This is a genomic window from Flavilitoribacter nigricans DSM 23189 = NBRC 102662 (assembly GCF_002646595.1).
Taxonomy (GTDB): Bacteria; Bacteroidota; Bacteroidia; order Chitinophagales; family Saprospiraceae; genus Flavilitoribacter; species Flavilitoribacter nigricans.
In genome coordinates this window covers 44,961-61,984 of sequence record NZ_PDUD01000002.1, presented here as the reverse complement: position 1 = coordinate 61,984, position 17,024 = coordinate 44,961, and the positions used below count along the sequence as shown (strand labels likewise).

General features: G+C 51.8%; 10 protein-coding genes and 1 tRNA gene. 2 read left to right on the top strand and 9 right to left on the bottom strand.

The window, feature by feature from the left end; translation table 11 throughout:
- Positions 1-94 precede the first annotated feature (94 nt).
- The 6 genes from CRP01_RS02085 to CRP01_RS43605 all read right to left on the bottom strand — a co-directional run bounded on the left by CRP01_RS02085 (position 95) and on the right by CRP01_RS43605 (position 12,547).
- Complete coding sequence (locus tag CRP01_RS02085; protein ID WP_099148336.1) at positions 95-3,205, bottom strand: HYR domain-containing protein; 3,111 nt, start codon at positions 3,203-3,205, stop codon at positions 95-97.
- 736 nt (positions 3,206-3,941) lie between these two features.
- Positions 3,942-4,997, bottom strand: coding sequence for a sulfotransferase (locus CRP01_RS02080; RefSeq protein WP_170110185.1), 1,056 nt, complete (start codon positions 4,995-4,997; stop codon positions 3,942-3,944).
- A 43-nt stretch (positions 4,998-5,040) separates the two neighbouring features.
- Positions 5,041-6,171, bottom strand: a complete 1,131-nt coding sequence (locus CRP01_RS02075; protein ID WP_099148334.1) for an SDR family oxidoreductase — start codon at positions 6,169-6,171, stop codon at positions 5,041-5,043.
- A 533-nt stretch (positions 6,172-6,704) separates the two neighbouring features.
- Positions 6,705-10,499 carry a WG repeat-containing protein gene (locus tag CRP01_RS02070; protein ID WP_099148333.1) on the bottom strand — a complete coding sequence of 1,265 codons (3,795 nt, stop codon included), beginning with the start codon at positions 10,497-10,499 and terminating at the stop codon, positions 6,705-6,707.
- Positions 10,500-10,525: 26 nt separating this feature from the next.
- Positions 10,526-11,983 carry a hypothetical protein gene (locus tag CRP01_RS02065; protein WP_143473232.1) on the bottom strand — a complete coding sequence of 486 codons (1,458 nt, stop codon included), beginning with the start codon at positions 11,981-11,983 and terminating at the stop codon, positions 10,526-10,528.
- 408 nt (positions 11,984-12,391) lie between these two features.
- Positions 12,392-12,547, bottom strand: coding sequence for a hypothetical protein (locus CRP01_RS43605; protein ID WP_449401858.1), 156 nt, complete (start codon positions 12,545-12,547; stop codon positions 12,392-12,394).
- Positions 12,548-12,554: 7 nt separating this feature from the next.
- On the opposite strand from CRP01_RS43605, the gene CRP01_RS02060 reads away from it, so the two are divergent.
- On the top strand, positions 12,555-12,956 hold the full coding sequence (locus tag CRP01_RS02060) for a response regulator (protein ID WP_099148331.1): 402 nt from the start codon (positions 12,555-12,557) through the stop codon (positions 12,954-12,956).
- Between the two features lie 225 nt (positions 12,957-13,181).
- On the opposite strand, the gene CRP01_RS02055 is transcribed toward CRP01_RS02060, so the two are convergent.
- A complete protein-coding gene (locus tag CRP01_RS02055; protein ID WP_099148330.1) occupies positions 13,182-13,382 on the bottom strand; it encodes a hypothetical protein in 201 nt (66 codons plus the stop codon).
- A gap of 82 nt (positions 13,383-13,464) precedes the next feature.
- On the opposite strand from CRP01_RS02055, the gene CRP01_RS43395 reads away from it, so the two are divergent.
- Positions 13,465-13,671: a helix-turn-helix domain-containing protein gene (locus tag CRP01_RS43395; RefSeq protein WP_394337755.1), complete on the top strand. Its 207-nt coding sequence runs from the start codon at positions 13,465-13,467 to the stop codon at positions 13,669-13,671.
- Positions 13,672-13,814: 143 nt separating this feature from the next.
- Here CRP01_RS43395 and CRP01_RS02045 read toward each other — a convergent pair.
- Positions 13,815-13,889: transfer RNA gene (locus tag CRP01_RS02045), tRNA-Val, on the bottom strand.
- Between the two features lie 346 nt (positions 13,890-14,235).
- The gene (locus CRP01_RS02040) at positions 14,236-16,941 is read right to left on the bottom strand and encodes a 4-alpha-glucanotransferase (protein WP_099148329.1); all 2,706 of its coding nucleotides are present in this window, start codon (positions 16,939-16,941) and stop codon (positions 14,236-14,238) included.
- Between the last annotated feature and the right edge of the window lie 83 nt (positions 16,942-17,024).

Here is a 17,024-nt window from a genome sequence, read left to right as displayed (position 1 = left end):
AGGGTGCCAAAAGATCTGAGGGGCCGGTCAGGCAAAAAAATACCGGTGCCAGATCGGCACCGGTATCCGTTTTGTCAATAATTCAACGAAGCAATTACTGCTTGATCAGTCGGACCACCTGGGTCATGGCTCCCTGACTAACCCGGGCGATATAGACACCGGGTACATAGTTTGCTCCGAGCTCCAGGTTTTGCCCGGTCACCGTTGTGCGGGTCTCGATCAGGCGACCACTCAGGTCGATTACCCGGATCGTTACCGGAAGGTCGGCATTACCGTCCAGTCGGAACTGGAATATCGCAGAGGTGGGGTTGGGGGTCACCTTTACACTGAGATCCAGGGACTGTTCACCGTAACCCAGGGCAATTTGCGGATCTTCTACCTTGCTGCCGGCGCTCTTCCCTTTCGCCTCGTGGATAACGATGGAACCGCCGCCGATCGTCGTGGCGGCACCGGAGTTTTCAAAGGCGCCGTTTTGGTTATCGTACACTACACTGTCGTTATTGTCTTTATCCCAGATTTTGATCCGGAACTGGTCCGTGCCGCCGCTGCCGTTGAGGGCACCGTCGATAGCGATGACCACAAAGCCGTAGTTACCGCTGCCGTTTACCGTACCAACACCCCGATAAGTGGCTTTTGGCCCGGAAATAACCAGGGTGCCGGCATCGTGGAAATTGCTCTTGAAGTTGAAACCTCCGGCGGAGAACTGGAATTCGGTATTGCCGTCCACCTGGCTGCTTCCCTTCTTATATTTGGCCACGAAGCCAAAATTAGCTTTACCCGTGATCAGCGGACTGGCTACCAGTGCTCCCTGGGGCGAACTGATCCAGCCACCGCCGGTGAGGAAGCCGCCGTTCGGATCGTAGACCGGCAGGTACACATCCGCGGACTCACCGCAATTGGGCAGGGCCGCGGCCGTAACGCGATAAACGCCTACCGCCAGGGTGCCGATGTTCAGGCTAGCCGTACCCGTACCGTTCGTAAAGCTGGTGCCTTTGGAGACGCCGTCTACCGAAAACTCGATCTCGATACCGCTAACCGCCGGGGAGATCTTTGCACTCAGGGTTATTGCATTGTTGTAGGGTACCGGCGTGCTGCTGGCACTGGCATCCACACTTACCGCGTACACTTCCACTGCCTGATCCTGGTAGCTGACATTTCCGTTGCCATCATCGAATTTCCAGCTAACGGTATACAGGCCGGGTTCATCAAAGTAGCTATTTGCGGTGGTACCGTCGATCGTACCGGCACAGTTGTCCGTGGTGCTGGGTACGGTCAGTTCTACTTCGCAGTAAGCGGTGACCTTGGCCAGCGTGGGTTTCACCGGTGAGGTATTATCCACCACGGTCACACTAAAGTTGCAGGCCGAACCATTACCGGCTGCATCCTGAAAAGTATAGGATACCGCCGTGGTGCCCAGCGGGAAAGAGGTGCCGGGGGTGTGGCTTGCGCTGTTATACGCTACTGCACCGTCGCAGGCATCCGTAGCGGTAGGGACCGTCCAGGTGGCAATTTGCGCACAACTGGTCGGATCGCCGCTATTGCTGAACACCGTGATATTGGCGGGACAAGCGCTGACCACCGGAGCGGTCACGTCTTTAACCGTAAAGTTGGCGGTACAGGAAACGGAGGTTACATCATCCGTGGCCGTAATGGTGATCACATGGGTACCCTTGGCCACGATGGTGCCGGCCGCCGGCGATTGGCTCAGGGCCACGCTGCCACAGCCGCCACTGGTAGTCACGTTGTTCAGGAAATTAGGCACAACGGCTTCGCAGGCCGCATCGGCGTCGGCCATCCGGTCGTCCGCACAGTCGGCAATGACGAGTGTGGCTGCAATGGATACCGTAGTTGTCCGGGGGCTGCTCACGCCGCAGTCATTCGCCGCACTGACACCGATCTGGCCACCGCTGCCACCGAAATTAACGGTGATCGAATTGGTGCCGGCACCGGAAGTGATGGACGCTCCGGCCGGCAGGGTCCAGTTGTAGCTGGTGGCGCCGGGTACAGCCTGGATGGAATAACCAACGCCCGTTTCATTCGGACAAACCGTTGCCGGACCGGAAATACTGCCCGGTGTGGCCGGAGCCGAAGTAACGGCGGTAACGATCGCATTGGAAGTGGCCGGGTTACCGGTTGCACAGAAATCACTGGACGTAAGCACCACTTTTACCTCGTCTCCATCGGCCAGAGAGCTGGTGACAAAGGTATTCTGGTTACTACCGACATTGGAGCCGTTCAGTTTCCACTGGTAGGTCGGGGTAGTGCCGCCGTTGGTCGGGCTCGCCGTGAAGGTAACTGCTGTTCCTGCACAGATGGTATTATCGGCATCGCTGGAAGCAATACTCACACCAACCGGGCTCGGGGTATTGATGGTGATCGCTGACGCATTGGTGGTGTACGGGTATCCGGGACGGCCGCTACCACCGCAGCTGGCGCCACTACTGACCGTTTCGAACGTCACCTGGCAGAAAAAGTAGCGCGTATTCCCAGCGGTAGAACTGATGTTAATCGTACTGCTGGTGTTAGCCGCCGTACCGTTTAGAGACAAGACTTCTACTGTAGATGCCGTAATGGCGTTGCTGTTGGTCGTATTGTAATACCAGGTATAGGTGATCGGTGCGTAATCCGTTGCACCGCCGGATCCCCGCTGGCAGGTAGCGATCGTAGCCGTCAGTTGAACATTGGTACCGCAGGTCGTGACGGATGAACCGGGCAGGGAAATACCGTCCGGGAAAACCACAATGGCATCGGTAAAGGTGGTTTCGGCGTGTCGGTTGGAGGTTTGCCCGTCCGCCGTCAGCAGCAGGGTGGCACCCAGCTCGTCCTCATCGGTCGGCACGCGCCAGGTGGCGTTGATCCAGCCGTCGGTATCCGCCGTTACGTACCAGGGCTGGTGCGCTGTACTGGTTTCGGTATTGCCTTCTCCTACGTGCACGACGCGCAGGCGAACGGATTCGCCGGGTAGAAAGCCGTAGCCGAGAATGTATACGGTTTCACCGGGAGGATAGTCGCTGGCATCTGTGAAGATCTCAGCCTGACCAAAGATAGCGGCCAGGGGGAGGTGGGCCAGCAGGATCAGTAAAAAATAGGGTTTAAGCTTTTGGAACAAATTCGCCGATCCGGACGGAACTGGCAGAAAATAAGACTGAGGAGTTGCCTTCAACCCAGAAGTAGTTGTGTTGAGTTCAGGACTTTTTTGGTTCATTTAGATTTGTATTTAAAAACCATAGAATATTGTGAAGTGATAAAAGATTCCCCTTCCCGCTGCGAGGGTATTTCGCAGGAGGTGAGTTAACGGTACATGTTGTTCCTAAATAGAAGAAATGGTAAACTGGTGTAAAGCCGCTACAGTAAAACTGACCGACCGTACCTAGTGATCCATAGGTGTTTGATTACCAGCTTGGGAATGGGTAAAGAGTTAAGAATATAGATGGGGGAAGGAAAATTGGGACAAATCTGAAAACGTCTTAAACTATTTCTTTTGGAAGCTCTACATCTCTATACTCTGCTTTTTACGGGCAAATGCCGCAAGTGGTGGATTGTCCAATATTACTTTCTACGCGACGCAAAAAACTAAAACGGCCGCACTGAATTTCCAGACAAATATATATAAAATAAAAATTGCTAATCAAATAAATTTTACGTGCTGCGGAAATTTTTTTTCGTGGAATTATTATACCCTAGGGGGCTGGTTTTCAGGCTTTATGGGGGTGGGTTTGACTTGGAGACCTTGGAGACCTGGAGAATGGGAGACAAGGAGACAAGGAGATTTGGAGACCTGGAGAATGGGAGACCATTCGGAGACTTGGAGACAAGGAGATCCGGAGACTCGGAGAACGGTCACCCCGTCACCCCGTCACCTTGTCTCCCCGTCACCCCATCACCCCGTCACCCCATCACCTTGTCACCACGTCTCCCCATCTTCCCTTCACATCGAATCATTAATGGACATTAGCTTCCAGCGCCATAAAACCAGGCTCACAGGACCGCGCCAGCAACTCCCGTTCCCGTTTCGGCAAAGCCTGCCAGTCGGAGCGGGGGCGGCCCACCAGGCGGCAGACTTCCCGGATCTGATCCATGTCCACTCGGTCGGGAGCCAGAAATTCGATTATGGTTCGGAAGGTTCTTTCGGGATATTCGAGCAGGTCTTCGTAGGAGACGGTTAGCAGTTGTTCCGCCGGCATTTTTTGCAGTGTTTCCAGTCCCTGGATCAGTTCACCACTCCAGTAATGACCGAAGAGGGAAGCCTGGGTGTCGCTGTAATTTCGAAAAGCCTCCGGATTGAAGTTTTCGGGCAGGAAATCGACCAGTTCGTCGGGCAGATCATCCACAAACTCCCGGTCGTCCGAAAGATAGGGATCGACACCCAAGACCTCGATCATCTGAAAGGACAGCATCGCCATCCGGAAACCGAGGTGTTTTTCCATCGATAGGGCACAGTTCCGGCCGTCCCGTACCAGATGAACGTACCGGGCCCGGGGAAAGGCCTCGTACAGGCGATGCACGATCCTCAGCGAACCGCCGGAGCGTTCCACCCAGAGTACATCACCGAACTGCCGGCAGAGCGTTTGCATGAATTGCTGGTAATGGACGGCAACCGTTGCCGACGGCCAACAACTTACTTCCCGTGCCAAGGCCTCGAACAAGGCATCGTGATCCTCCGTCAGATGGGGCAGGGTGGTTTGCAAAAGGGCCGGTACGCCGGTGGCGGCCCGGAAAGCCGCATCGGGCCGGTCGGTATACAGTACTTCTTTCATGGCCACCCCGTGCCGTAGCATGGTGTTTTGCTTGGGGTAAATCCCACTCAGGATATTCCAAAATGCTGCCCCGGAAACCGGGCCTTCCGGGAAGGCTTCGGGGATCATCGTACCCAGGTCGGTGATCATCGAAAAGAACTCCGATACACTGGTGATGCCGGCGTAGGCATTGATCATTTTAGAAAGTAGGGTGGAACCGCAGCGTCCGGTACCGATGATGAAAGCGGCCTGGGTATTCATGGGGTCTTTGATTTGGGTTGAAGGTTGATAAGGGAGTAATTGCCTAACGCGATACGGGTATCCGCACCCGCTTGCTGAGCAGTTTATTGAGGTACCATGAGCTTTTATAGACCAGGCGATCCCGGGTGATAGCGTATTGATCATGATCCGACGCGCGTTGCAGAGCTGCATCCGTATTCCGGCGGTCGAATACCTTCCGGCCAACCAGATAGGAATTGTAGAATTCCATCTTTTCGTTGAATTTCTCGTCGATCCAGTTGAAATCCGCGGCATCCCGGACGATCTCCGGTTGGGAAACGCCCGCAATGTCGAACATAATACCGATGGTCTCGCCGACGGTGAGCACTTTTTTATTGGTCAAATTGAAAATACGCTGGGGGGCGGCCGTCGTTCCGATCTGAACGGCTTCCTGTGCGACCTGATCCACCGGTACCAGATTGAGCGGCACCTGCGGGTCCATCTTCATCCGGATCGGGTTGCGGTCCAGATAACCGGTCTGAATGCGTTCCATCATACCCCTGAACTGAACCAGCCGACGGAGGAATCCGTACATACCGCTGAAATTAAACGCTTCGTGCGTAAGGCTGTGCCCGATAACGATACTGGGGCGGAAAATACGTGTTTGCATCCCGGTAGCGGACAGCACTTCCAGTTCGGAAGTCACTTTACTGCGCTCATAGGCGTTGTTGCTTTCCGTATGGCGAACGACTTCCTCCCGCATGATCCCCTGCTGCTTACCAACTACATAGGCCGTGCTGAAATGATTGAAATACTGGGTCTGCAATTTTTTGGCCAGGCGCAGGGCGTAGTGCGTACCCATCACATTGGTCTCGAAGATCTGGTCGGCGAAGCGCTCCTCGTAATTCAGGGAAGCGGCCACGTGCCAGAAGCAATTTATGGGACTTTCGATCCGGGGTGCAATCTCCAACACGCTTTCACTGAGGTCACCGGCTACGATCCGTACCCGACGACGGGCGGCGGCCAGCAGGGCCGGGTTTTCTTGATAAGCCGGGATCAGTTTGTCCAGCAGTCCGAAGATCCGCGCTTCGGGAGCCTGGTCTTCTTTGGGTCTTACCAAACAGTAGATGGTGTCGTTGGTTTGTTTGAGTAGTTCGATCAGTACGTAGGAGCCGACAAAGCCGGTCGCTCCGGTGATAAAATGAGACTGGGTCATGATAGTGGTTATTTGGGTTTTTAGGTTTGGTTTTTAGCCGATTTACCAGATGTGTCACAACTAACCAGAATGTACCCAGGTCGCCTTCAGGACGTTAATCTTTCTTTTAAAGCCGTATGATAAAAATTAGAGGAGGAAGTGAAGATGAAGGGCCGCAAACGAATCTTGTTGCCGGCCAGGAGCAGGGGCCGCAAAATGCAATTTCCTTTTTAAAATGTGTCTTTAGACACAAAATATAGGTAGCCAAATGATCATTTTCCGGCTTAGCATGCCGTAGGTATGCTATGTAAAATCACATTGCGTGCCTACAGCACGCGAACCTCCTAAATGATTGGACGGGCTACCTATAGTTCGTCCCTACGGGACTTTCACCCCTGAGTCGCATGACTCATATACTAATAAATTTCGATCGGGCGAAAAGAGCGAAAAGTTGACTTTTTATTGCTATTGTTAAGCAAAGAACGCCTTTAACGCTTTTTAAAATTTTGAAGAATAAAACCTACTGCCAGCTAAAGTAATACGTCTTTCCGGCATCACCGCCAAACCACCTCTGGTTTCCAGATCACTTGGCCGTCCTTGCGATAGTAACCGATGCGGTCTCCTTTTTCTACCCGAATAATATCTTCGTTTAAGGGATCGAGTTGATCGTATTCAACGGGGATCAGGACCTTGCCGGCCCTGCTGATCAGACCAATTTTCCGGGGAAGAGGTCTTACTTCAATGTAGTCGTCTCCGATCGTGATGTTGGTGAATTTGGGCGGTACCACAAACATGCCCCGGCGATTGATGACGCCGGAGCGGCCTTTCAGGCTGACTTTCGCCACACCGTTTTTAAAGGCGCCAGCCGAATTGAAATCCCGTTGAAATAAATTCTGTAATTCCAGATTGACGTAATAATGATTATCGACGGTCGCCAGATCTCCGGACCAACCCGTAAACCTGCCTGCATTCGGTGCCTTGAACAGGAATTCGTCTTTACGATAGAGAAAACTTAGACCGGATCGGCTCACGAGGGTGTAATCACCAGTGAAGGGACGGGCAGTATCGAAATCTCCCTGCAGGATTTTGACTTCTTTGCCATCAAAAAAGAGGTGATGCCAGGATTCTTCTCCATCTTGCACCAAGAGATGACCTTCGGAAAAATAGTTGATATCGGAAATGAGCTCGAAGGGAAAATCGATCGGCTGACTTTGTCGGTCGAATATCCGCCATTCAAAACCGTCAAAAGTGGCAAAGCCATCCGGAAATACTTTGGCAGATTTATGGAATCCGTTTGATATCAATTGGCCACTTAGGTCGACTACCCCCTGATTGAAAATGGAATCCCGGCTTTTCACTACGCTCAGGCCGGCTTCGTTTAGTGGGATAATTCCTTCGTAGTCGACCGGTATGATTTGGTTGCCGGAACGGTTGATTATGCCGTAGCTGCCCGGAACACTGCTCATCAGTCTCTCGTCGTAATGATCAAAATCCAGGATAGCCACGATCGCGTGTCCGTTCTGGAAATTGCCCGCTAGGTGATATTTCGTATCGATGACCAGGCTGCCGTTAGGATCCAGATAGCCGGTTTTTCGGTTCCCTCTTTTGCTGCTTCCTGGATCAGTGATCCGCTGCACGGCACAGAGCCCTTCGTGGAACTCCAAAACCCGCTGGATGCCCCGCAGGGAAGGATCTACCGCAAACCGAATGCTGTCCCGCTGATCGATAAAGAACCATTTTTTATCCAATCGGACGGCAGCAACACCATCCGAAAAATAGCCGGCTGTCTCATAACGGGCAGGGATGACCATTTTTCCCAAACTATTGGCGTAACCGTAAAGCGGCGGGTCGGTGGTCGACCGACGGGGGAATAACGTCTCCCCGCGGGTGGATAACTGAGCACTTTTCTTATCGGGCAGCTGTCTCCCCCGGAAATCGTAGAAGAGGGATTGCCCCCGATCCACATAATTGCTTACTCGCCAGTATTCTTTTTTGTCCTGAATATAATCGTACAGAAAAGGTACGATGGTTTCGTTCTCCGCATTGATGACGCCCTGTTTCCCTGCTTTCATCACGATTGAGAAACTGTCCACGAACGGGCCGACCCGGTCGTAGGCAAAAGGGATGAGCTCATTGCCTTCAGAATCGATGAAACCCCATTTTGGAGGCTGGGAGGTGGTTTGTCCACGTCTTGTCGAGAAATTATTATTCTGGATGCTGACGTGGAAGCTTTCCCGCGTTTGGTTGTGTAATGTCCGCGAATACACGAGCCCGATTGGGGAATCAGCCGTAGCGGCCGGTATTTTACCTTCTCCGGGCACACCGATATAAGCAAACCTCAGCGGTTGCCCGCCGGTATCCAGTACCTGATTGCCCGCTTTATCGATCAGTCCCATTCGTCCTTCCAGGTCGATAAAGGCCGCATAAGGAAGGCCTTGCCGGAAATCCTGCAGGCGGATACCCAGAATGGACAGGTCCGGCAGGAATCGCTGCTGATCCCGAAGGAAAATACTGATCCGCTGTCCCCGGTTCCGGCTACTACCAAAAGTAGTGAAGTCATTAGCAATGAGGTTTTCGCCCCGGGCAGTGTGGTAAACCAGTTCCCAATTTACGTCCGTACACCTCCTCGTTTGCCCCTGTGCTTCAAAGGTAATTTTCCAGTGTTCGGAAGTTTTCACTTCCTTTTGGTGGGTTCCTTTGCGTTTGGGTTGTAGGAATGGAAAAAGGCGGGTGAAAAAATTACTTTTTAGTCGACTGCTTTTTCCATTGCTTTTCCTCCTTTCCGCTCTTCGCTTTTCTCTTTCCGTAGGAACGTACCTCCGACGGGTCCGGGTTTCTGTTATACGCTCTACGACCTGATAATTGTCCACCGATACGATCAGGTACTTGTCCTGGTTTTCCCAGATGGTGTCCGGTTCTTCATTGTTATTGACATCGGTCAAATAGGGTCGGTTATCTATACGGTTGGCCGGTGGGATAAACCTCTGGGTCGTATCATCCTGGTAATTAAAATTTAATCCATAATACATTCCCCGGCCGCTGACGAATACCGCCCTATCGACATAGGGCTCCCCGTCCAGAGCGCCGGATTCGGACAGGTAGTAGACCATGGTGCTATCGGACCAATAACACTGTACCTTTTGGATGCCCGCTCCGATATCCGGGATACTTTCAAAGCGGGGAGGGATCACTTCGGCGGGGGAACTATTAAGGAGGCCTACTTTGCCGTCGAGATAACAGCGGGCCAGGTTGCCTTGAAAGACACCAATAGAGTCATACTGGCAGGGAAGGAGGATCGACCGGGCCGATTTCGAAAAAAGCCCCCATTTCCCGGTAGCCTGCCGGCCCGGTGCTGAACTGATGATCCGGAACAGATCCTGGTTGGTATCTATAAATTCCAAACTATTAAGCTGTTCCAAAACGATTTGATCTCCGTTGGGAAAAATAAGGCCGGACTGACGGCCGGTCCGGTATAGGGCCATATCCCGGTCCACGGCCATTACCGTGTCAAATTTCATGTCCAGCGTTTCGATTTGCTCTCCTAGTACCAAAACGGTAAAAGGTCCGTTAGCTTCCTCCCGGTAAGCGAAGAGTGTATTGTTGTGCAGCGACTTGATACGCGCTCCCGATCTTAGAGTCATCTGCGGAGCACCCGCGAGATCGCGGATGATCCAGTTGGTTCCGATATCCTCGCGAGTAATAAGGTAGTTACTGCCGGCCGGAAGTATCACTTTTTGAGGGCGTTCCAGGGCCGGCAATGCGCGTTGGGTCCAATCCACTACGATCCAGGCGCTGTCCTTTGCGTTCGGTTTGACTTTGAACAGGCCATCGCTCACCGGTAGGTATTCCAGCTCACTGTAAATGGTAGGTAGAGCGGGAATAGGTTCCCCTTTTTTCTGTGCTCCCCATTTGTCCCTTTGCTTCACCAGGAATAAACTGTCTCCCACTTCCGGCACTGTGCGAATTACATCATAGCGGGAGCCGGCCAGCAGATCGGTTCCACGGGCATCAACGACGGCGTACAAACTGTCAAAAACCAGGAACAGCTCTGTGGAAACAGGATAAATCTCGTCCCAGGCCGGTGGAATGACGAGTTGAAAAGATTGGTCGACCAAACCAAGCTTTTCGTCAGATTCAACCAGATAAAATCCCGAAGGCCGGCCATTGTCGAGCCAGGGAAGCTGGACATCACCCAGATAGTCAAATTGCCGGCTGGTGTCCAGTCTAACCGTATGGGAAAAATCCACAAAAGTCCACTTGTGACCTACCTTTACGGGCAGGAAGGAACGCTGAGCCAACAGGCTCGTTCCTAACGTCACCAATAGGCATACTACAAGCACGCGTACCATATTCCATTCGATTTTTCGGTAGTGGCTCAATCGCCGATCTGCTCAAGGTCCTGGAGGTTATCGACCCGGTCCGGCAGTACCTTCATCTTGAATTGGTAGGCTTGATTGCGGGCATTCTGCAGCTGATCCTTTTCCGCATTGAATTGCTCCTGGGAGAAAACCGCCACACGGCCATCCGGCAAAACGGCTACCAGCCGGTTATCCATTTCCGGTCGATAGGAGAACCGGGCCCAATCGTATTTGGGAAAACTAATGACGCTGCGGCCTTCGCCGGTGATCAGATAGACGATGATATCTTTTTCCAGATGCTCCGGTAGTTGGACTTCAAAGTCAAAGTCAGCCACCAGCGGCAACGCAACGTCCGCTTTGATCAGGTAATCCCAGTTAAAAATGCCGAATTCCTGGATGCTAACCTGGCGAATAAAACCATACTGGCGCTGGCGAAAGGTTTCCCGTTCCTGTTCGCGTATTACGTAGGCATCGTATTCCTGCTGCTTTTTACGGTAAGCGGTCATACTCTGATTGAAAGCTTCCAGGTCCTTGGCCCGCCGGAAACAGGGACGTACGGGAACGTCCAGGCTTTCTCCGGAGCGGGAAAAGGTGAGCCGGTAGCTGCTGCCCGTTCCCTTGTTGATCACCAGATTATCCCATTTATCGAAAAAGGAGGGATCGTTGCGCGGATTGTCCGCGGCGGGGCCGGTGTATTCCCATTCCAGGTTTCGGAATTCCTTCAATTCCGGAAAAAATTTATAATCGATCTTTAACGGTGGGAGTATCTTTTTGGGGTTGCCGATAACTGGTTGTATGGGCGGTGGCGGCGGCGGTGCGACTTCACCAGGTAAGGCGTCTGGGTCGGACACGGGCAAATTTTCGGTTCCCGTGGTGTTCTGCGCTTTATTTGCCCAGTTTCCACTCACTGCATCGAAGTACCAGAAATCCACCGGTTCGCTGGTTTCGGCGGCAAATTCGACCGTAATGGTTTTTCCCGCGGCAATGGCTACCTGCTCTCCCCGAAGAGAGCCATTGACTTCGAACATGCCGGCGGTCTGCATCCAGCTTTCACTACCCGTTTCATCGAAATACCGCATGGGAATACCACTGGCAATAATTTCGTGGGCTTTGCGAATTTCTCTAAATCGAATCTCTACCATTTCGTTCACCAAAGCACCTTCCGTATTAACGATACTATTGGCCGGCACGTACACCCGGGTACCCGATTGCGTTTGGAAGGTGGTATCCAGAGTCGGATCAATGGTAAAGACCTCGAAAAAGTCGCTGATCTCGGGGATGGGAGCTGCTACCAACTGTTTGGGGAACAGCTCTTCTTGCTCCAAGCCGGAGGAGCTTACATTGCAGGCTCCAAACAGGAGACTGACAATTACAGCTAATGAAAGAAAGCGACCTAGTTGTCGGAAATTAGGCTGGTGGTGAGAAATACGTTTGTCTAGTTCACCCTGCAGGGGGGGAAGTTGGGAACTATTCATAATACTGGGTTTCGTTTTTTGGACCAATATTGCCTGCTGCTAAGCTTTTATGGCAATGCCTGGTCTCTAAACAGGTTATGGTAATAGATGCCGAGAAAGCGTCTTTAAATCGTGTTCTTCCAAAGATAGTGACAATTGTTAATATTATTTTGGTATCAGAGGATTATGTTATGGATCGGTGGTGTTTAAGCCAGAAGCGTGATTGGATGAGCCCCTAAAAGGTCCGTTCTGGAAGGCGGATTATTTAGCATTTCTTTCCTCCCTAGTAATGCCTAACTTCTTCATTTTAGAAAATCAAGGTGCGATCATTCATCTGCAATAATTTGGAGGCTCCGCCTACGCCGCTGACATGCCAGTTGGTTTTTTCCAGCGCTTCGAGGATGTTTTTTCTTTGGATCTCTTCAAAAGTCAGGAATTTTGCGATTGGTGGTGCTCAACCTCACCGGTTGGCCGGTCCTGCCAGTTGGATAGGTTGAGGGTACTGCCTTCTGTTAGAATTTTCGCTCTCTCAATGATGTTTTTCAGTTCCCAAATGTTACCCGCATAGGAATATGTTAATGCTATTTTCTTCTTGTTTCAGCGATTTGATTACTTTGAAATGCTCTATGTGTTGGATAATGATACTGCCAATCTCGATCTGCTGCATGCTTTTAAGTTGTCAATTGTAGGAAAATTAGCGATAGATGTACTGACCTTTCACAAGGGGCGGGACGTAATTGATTATTTAAGCAAAACGGAGCAATTACCCGATCTACTGATTCTGGATCTCATCCTGCCCGACATTGAAGGAGATGACCTGATCCAGATCCTGGACGCCCAGGACAAGACCAAAAACCTACCGATGATCCTGATGTCCGGCATCGTTATCAATGTGGATAATCGAGCGAATGCCGTCGGAGCGGATACCTATCTGAAAAAGCCTTTTTCAATTGATGCGCTAGTGAAGAAAATCAGGGAATTTATTGATGTTTGATGGGATGACGGAGCTGGAGTAGGTGTTCTTAAGTAGCACCTCCGGCAATTTGTAACAGCTTCCTTATTGGAGCGGCTCACAAATTGATAAAGGATGCGAAATGGCATCTGATCTCAATAAACACTATGTTATAAAGCGCCGATAATCGGACCCACCTTTAATATGTCCAATAAGTTTACTGACCTCAGCGAAGTAGGGTGTACAATCTGCGGGGCAAATGTACTTTCAATAATATCTGAACAACATAATATCTGCTTCGTCATTCCAGGCGCCGTATAGCTTTTTTAGATCATCGTCTTCTCCATTCGGAGCGTCCGGCGACTTGAGGGAATTGATCAGCCGGGAAGCCAGTTCGAGTTTGGCATCATTGCTTAGATGCTGGAGCAGGGCCCACCACCTTTCTAAAGCTTTCTTGTTGAAATTCAATGCTCAACAAAAAATTCATTTAATTCCCATTCCTTATATTTGTTTGGATTGTATCTTTTGTTCAACTTTCGCCTAAAATGATATGCCCTATAAGCAAGAAGAACAAATGATCCTTTGTCAACTTGGTGATAATATTCGCCGGATTCGAAAACAAAAGGGCTTATCTCAGGAAGCACTCGCTTTCCAGGTGGATCTTGATCGTACCTATATTGGATCTACCTGGAAAGCGAGGCGAACGAAATGTCGCAGTATTGAATTTAGTACAGATTGCGAGGGGATTGCAGGTTGAAGTAGGGACCTTATTAGAAAAGATCGAATAAAGAAGGAGGGTTACCAAAAAACAAAAACCGGCAGGCAAAGCCCAACCGGTCTAATTCTTGCAGGAAAGTGTCCAGTTACTATATCATCAATTCACTCACCTATAAATTCTAGTGGTCATTACTGGATTCGAACCAGTGACCTCTGCTCTGTCAAAGCAGCGCTCTAAACCAACTGAGCTAAATGACCGTTTCGGCTAAGACCGGGAGCAGGGATCGAGGATCACGCTCCGGCGGATAGCCGATTGCTTTTAGGAAGCGGATGCAAAAATACAATAATTCCCGAAACTGGAAAGCTTCCGGTGACAATTGTGTGTATGTCAAATTGCACAAGCCATTCTCCGTGATCGGTGCGCTGTACCTAACTGTGCAATTTGGGATACGCAGGTGACAATTGTTTGTAGTATAGATGGCCTATTAAACGAAACGGAATAAACATAGCCTACAACCCAACTCCGTCGAATACCAATAGGCTGATATCTAACGAATGGCCCAACATTCACACCTTCCAACCTCAACACCTCAACACATTTAGCTTACCCCCGATTCGTCCCAACCAACAAATCCCGCAAATGATGATTATACGTATCCGCCGCGATCAGGTCTTCCAGGCTCACGTGTAGCCGGTAGCGCCAGTAGTGCTGCGGATTAGCCGGAATGTTGATCCGTTCCGCCATCGGTTCCGGGTGGCGTAATTCGGCGTCGATACCCAGGAGGTCGGCGATCGGGAAGACGGCCCACATGCTGGGAAACTGCAAATGCTGCAGGATCACCTTTTCGGCGACGTAGGTCTCACAGGTTTCCGGAGCCGCTCCGCCGAACTGCAGTTCCTGCTGGTAGAAGCGCTGGATCTGGCTGCGGTCACTTTCCTCCCACCAGGCGCGGATGGGCGTCATATCGTGGGTAGAGGGGCTGCAAACCGAGAAATACGGAATATCGCGGGCCTGCAGGAATTCCGTCTCCGGATTCTTGGACATCCGCTGGATTTCGAGGGTGAAGAGGTCCAGATTGCGCATCACTTCGGGGACGCAGGCCGGGATCATCCCCAGGTCTTCCCCGCAGATCAGCATATTGGTGGCCTCTTTGATGGCCGGGAGTTTGGTCATCGCCTGTTCCCGCCAGAATTCTTCCTGCCGGTGGTAGAAATAGTCGTGGTAGATCTCATTCAGGTGGTGTTGCAGATGACCGTCCAGGTGTTGGTAGGAAGCGGTCTTTTGCAGATCGATGCGCGGGTGGAAGGCCTCACCGCCACCGTTGGGATCCTCGATCAGGAGCACATTGCTGTGCAGTTGGAACAATTTCGATTTCAGTTCCGGATCGCCGTACTGTTCCATTTCCTGCAGGTGGTCCTGCACCTTGCGTTGGGTATCGAATGCTTCGCGGAAGCGGTAGCGATCGTGGCCGCTGCTTTCCAGAAAGGTCTGCACGATGAAATCCGCCTTTTGGCCGAAAACGGACTGCACGATCCCGGAAGTGATGAAGGGTTTGCAGAAGCGGTCGTGATCAAATTCAATACCGCGGTTCTGAAATTCCTGCCGGGTTACCGGAATGGCCGGATTGAAATAGCCCAGCGTCCCTTCGATCTGCTCGTAGGGGATCTGCCAGATCCGGAAAAAGCCCAGGATATGGTCGATCCGGAAGGCGTCGAAATAGCGGGAAAGGGTCTGCAGGCGGTTCTGCCACCACTGGTAGCCGTTTTTCGCCATTTCGGACCAGTTGTAGGTCGGGAATCCCCAGTTCTGTCCCAGATCGGAGAACGGATCGGGCGGCGCTCCGGACTGGGCGTCCATGTTGTACAGCTCCGGTTGCGTCCAGGCATCCACGCTGTAGCGGTAGATACCGATGGGAATGTCTCCCTTCAGGATTACCTGGTGCTCCCGGGCGTAATTCGCTACTTCGAGCAATTGCTCATCCAGATAAAACTGCAGGTAATAATAGAAGGCGATCTCATCGTACCGTTGACGCCTGGGATCGGTCGCCTCCTCCAGGTTCTTAGCCGAAAAGGTACCGGCTTTGCCCCACTGATTGAAATCAGAGGTACGGTACTGATCACGCAGGGTACAGAAGTAGGCGTACGGCTTCAGCCAGTGCTGATTGTTTTTCAGAAAATCATTGAACGCCTTACTTTTCAGGAAGGTCGTTTTCTTTTTGTCGAATACCTGGCGGGCGTATTTGAGCTTGGCGCTGATCACGGCTTCGTAATCCACCTGATCCAGCGCATTGAGTTGTTGTTGCAGTTCCCGGTATTCTTTTTGTTTAACGGCCTGTTTGAAGCCCGGCAGTTTTTCCAGGTCCAGATACATCGGGTGGAGTGCAAATACCGAAATGGCGGCGTACGGGTAGGAATCTTTCCAGCTAAGGGTCGCGGAAGTATCGTTGATGGGCAGGATCTGCACCATTTTCAGGCCGACGGTACGGGCCCAGTCTACCAGCAGCCGGATATCGGAGAATGCGCCGACGCCGAAACTGTCTTTGGTTCGCAGGGAGAAAACGGGAATGGCCAGTCCGGCTCCCTTCCAGTCCGGTCCCGGGTAATTGAAGAAAATATCGTTGATCACGGTCACTTCCTGGCGTAGCGGCAGGTCGGTGAACAGCCGGCGATTGGGTCCCGATTCGAGCACGACGACCTGTTTGCTCCCGGTGTCGTACAGCCCGTATTTGTATTCGATATTGGCGGTAAGCGGAGCGGGGATCATCGCCTGCCATACGGGATAATCTTTATTGCCGAGCAGCAGGGGCCGGGTGGTATCCCAATTGCCCAGCTCGGGCGTATTACCGACAATGCAGACCCGCTGCCCCGGCGCTACCCGTGTCGCCTGCAGGCGGAAATGGATGCTGGCGCTGCCGTCCGTCAGCTTGGTCCTCGGTGCGGCGTAGGTCTTTTTCTGAAAGATGACATCCTGAAAGGCGGAATTATCCAATCCGTTTTCGGGATGGTGTTTGGGCCGCCAGAAATCAAAGATCTCGACCTCGGCGGACTTATAGTTAGCCAGGTTGAGCTCCCGGTCGTGACTCCATTCCTCATCGAGCACGTTGCCGTGGTCATCGACCAGGGCGTAGCGGTATTTGAGTTTTTTGACACTTGCGGGCAGTTGTACGTTCTGTTTCCATTTGCCGTCGGCCAGGTAATCCAGCCGCAGGCCATCGGCGGGATGGCCGGCTCCCAGTTCCTTGCGGTCGCCGATCACGACGATGCGCTGCCCCCATTGGGTGTGATATTCTACGTTGAAAGAGATTTTCAAGGGTCAAAGTCGTTTTGAAGGGTTGCTAAATCATGCAAATGTAGCAAATGCTGACCTTAACCGCACATTTCGTGCAAACCAGT

Excerpts from the sequence above, each read along its gene's own strand:
- CRP01_RS02085 (WP_099148336.1), bottom strand. The coding sequence starts at position 3,205 with ATGAACCAAAAAAGTCCTGAACTCAACACAACTACTTCTGGGTTGAAG.
- CRP01_RS02075 (WP_099148334.1), bottom strand. The coding sequence starts at position 6,171 with ATGACCCAGTCTCATTTTATCACCGGAGCGACCGGCTTTGTCGGCTCC.
- CRP01_RS43395 (WP_394337755.1), top strand. The coding sequence starts at position 13,465 with ATGCCCTATAAGCAAGAAGAACAAATGATCCTTTGTCAACTTGGTGAT.
- CRP01_RS02080 (WP_170110185.1), bottom strand. The coding sequence starts at position 4,997 with ATGAATACCCAGGCCGCTTTCATCATCGGTACCGGACGCTGCGGTTCC.
- CRP01_RS02070 (WP_099148333.1), bottom strand. The coding sequence starts at position 10,499 with ATGGTACGCGTGCTTGTAGTATGCCTATTGGTGACGTTAGGAACGAGC.
- CRP01_RS02065 (WP_143473232.1), bottom strand. The coding sequence starts at position 11,983 with ATGAATAGTTCCCAACTTCCCCCCCTGCAGGGTGAACTAGACAAACGT.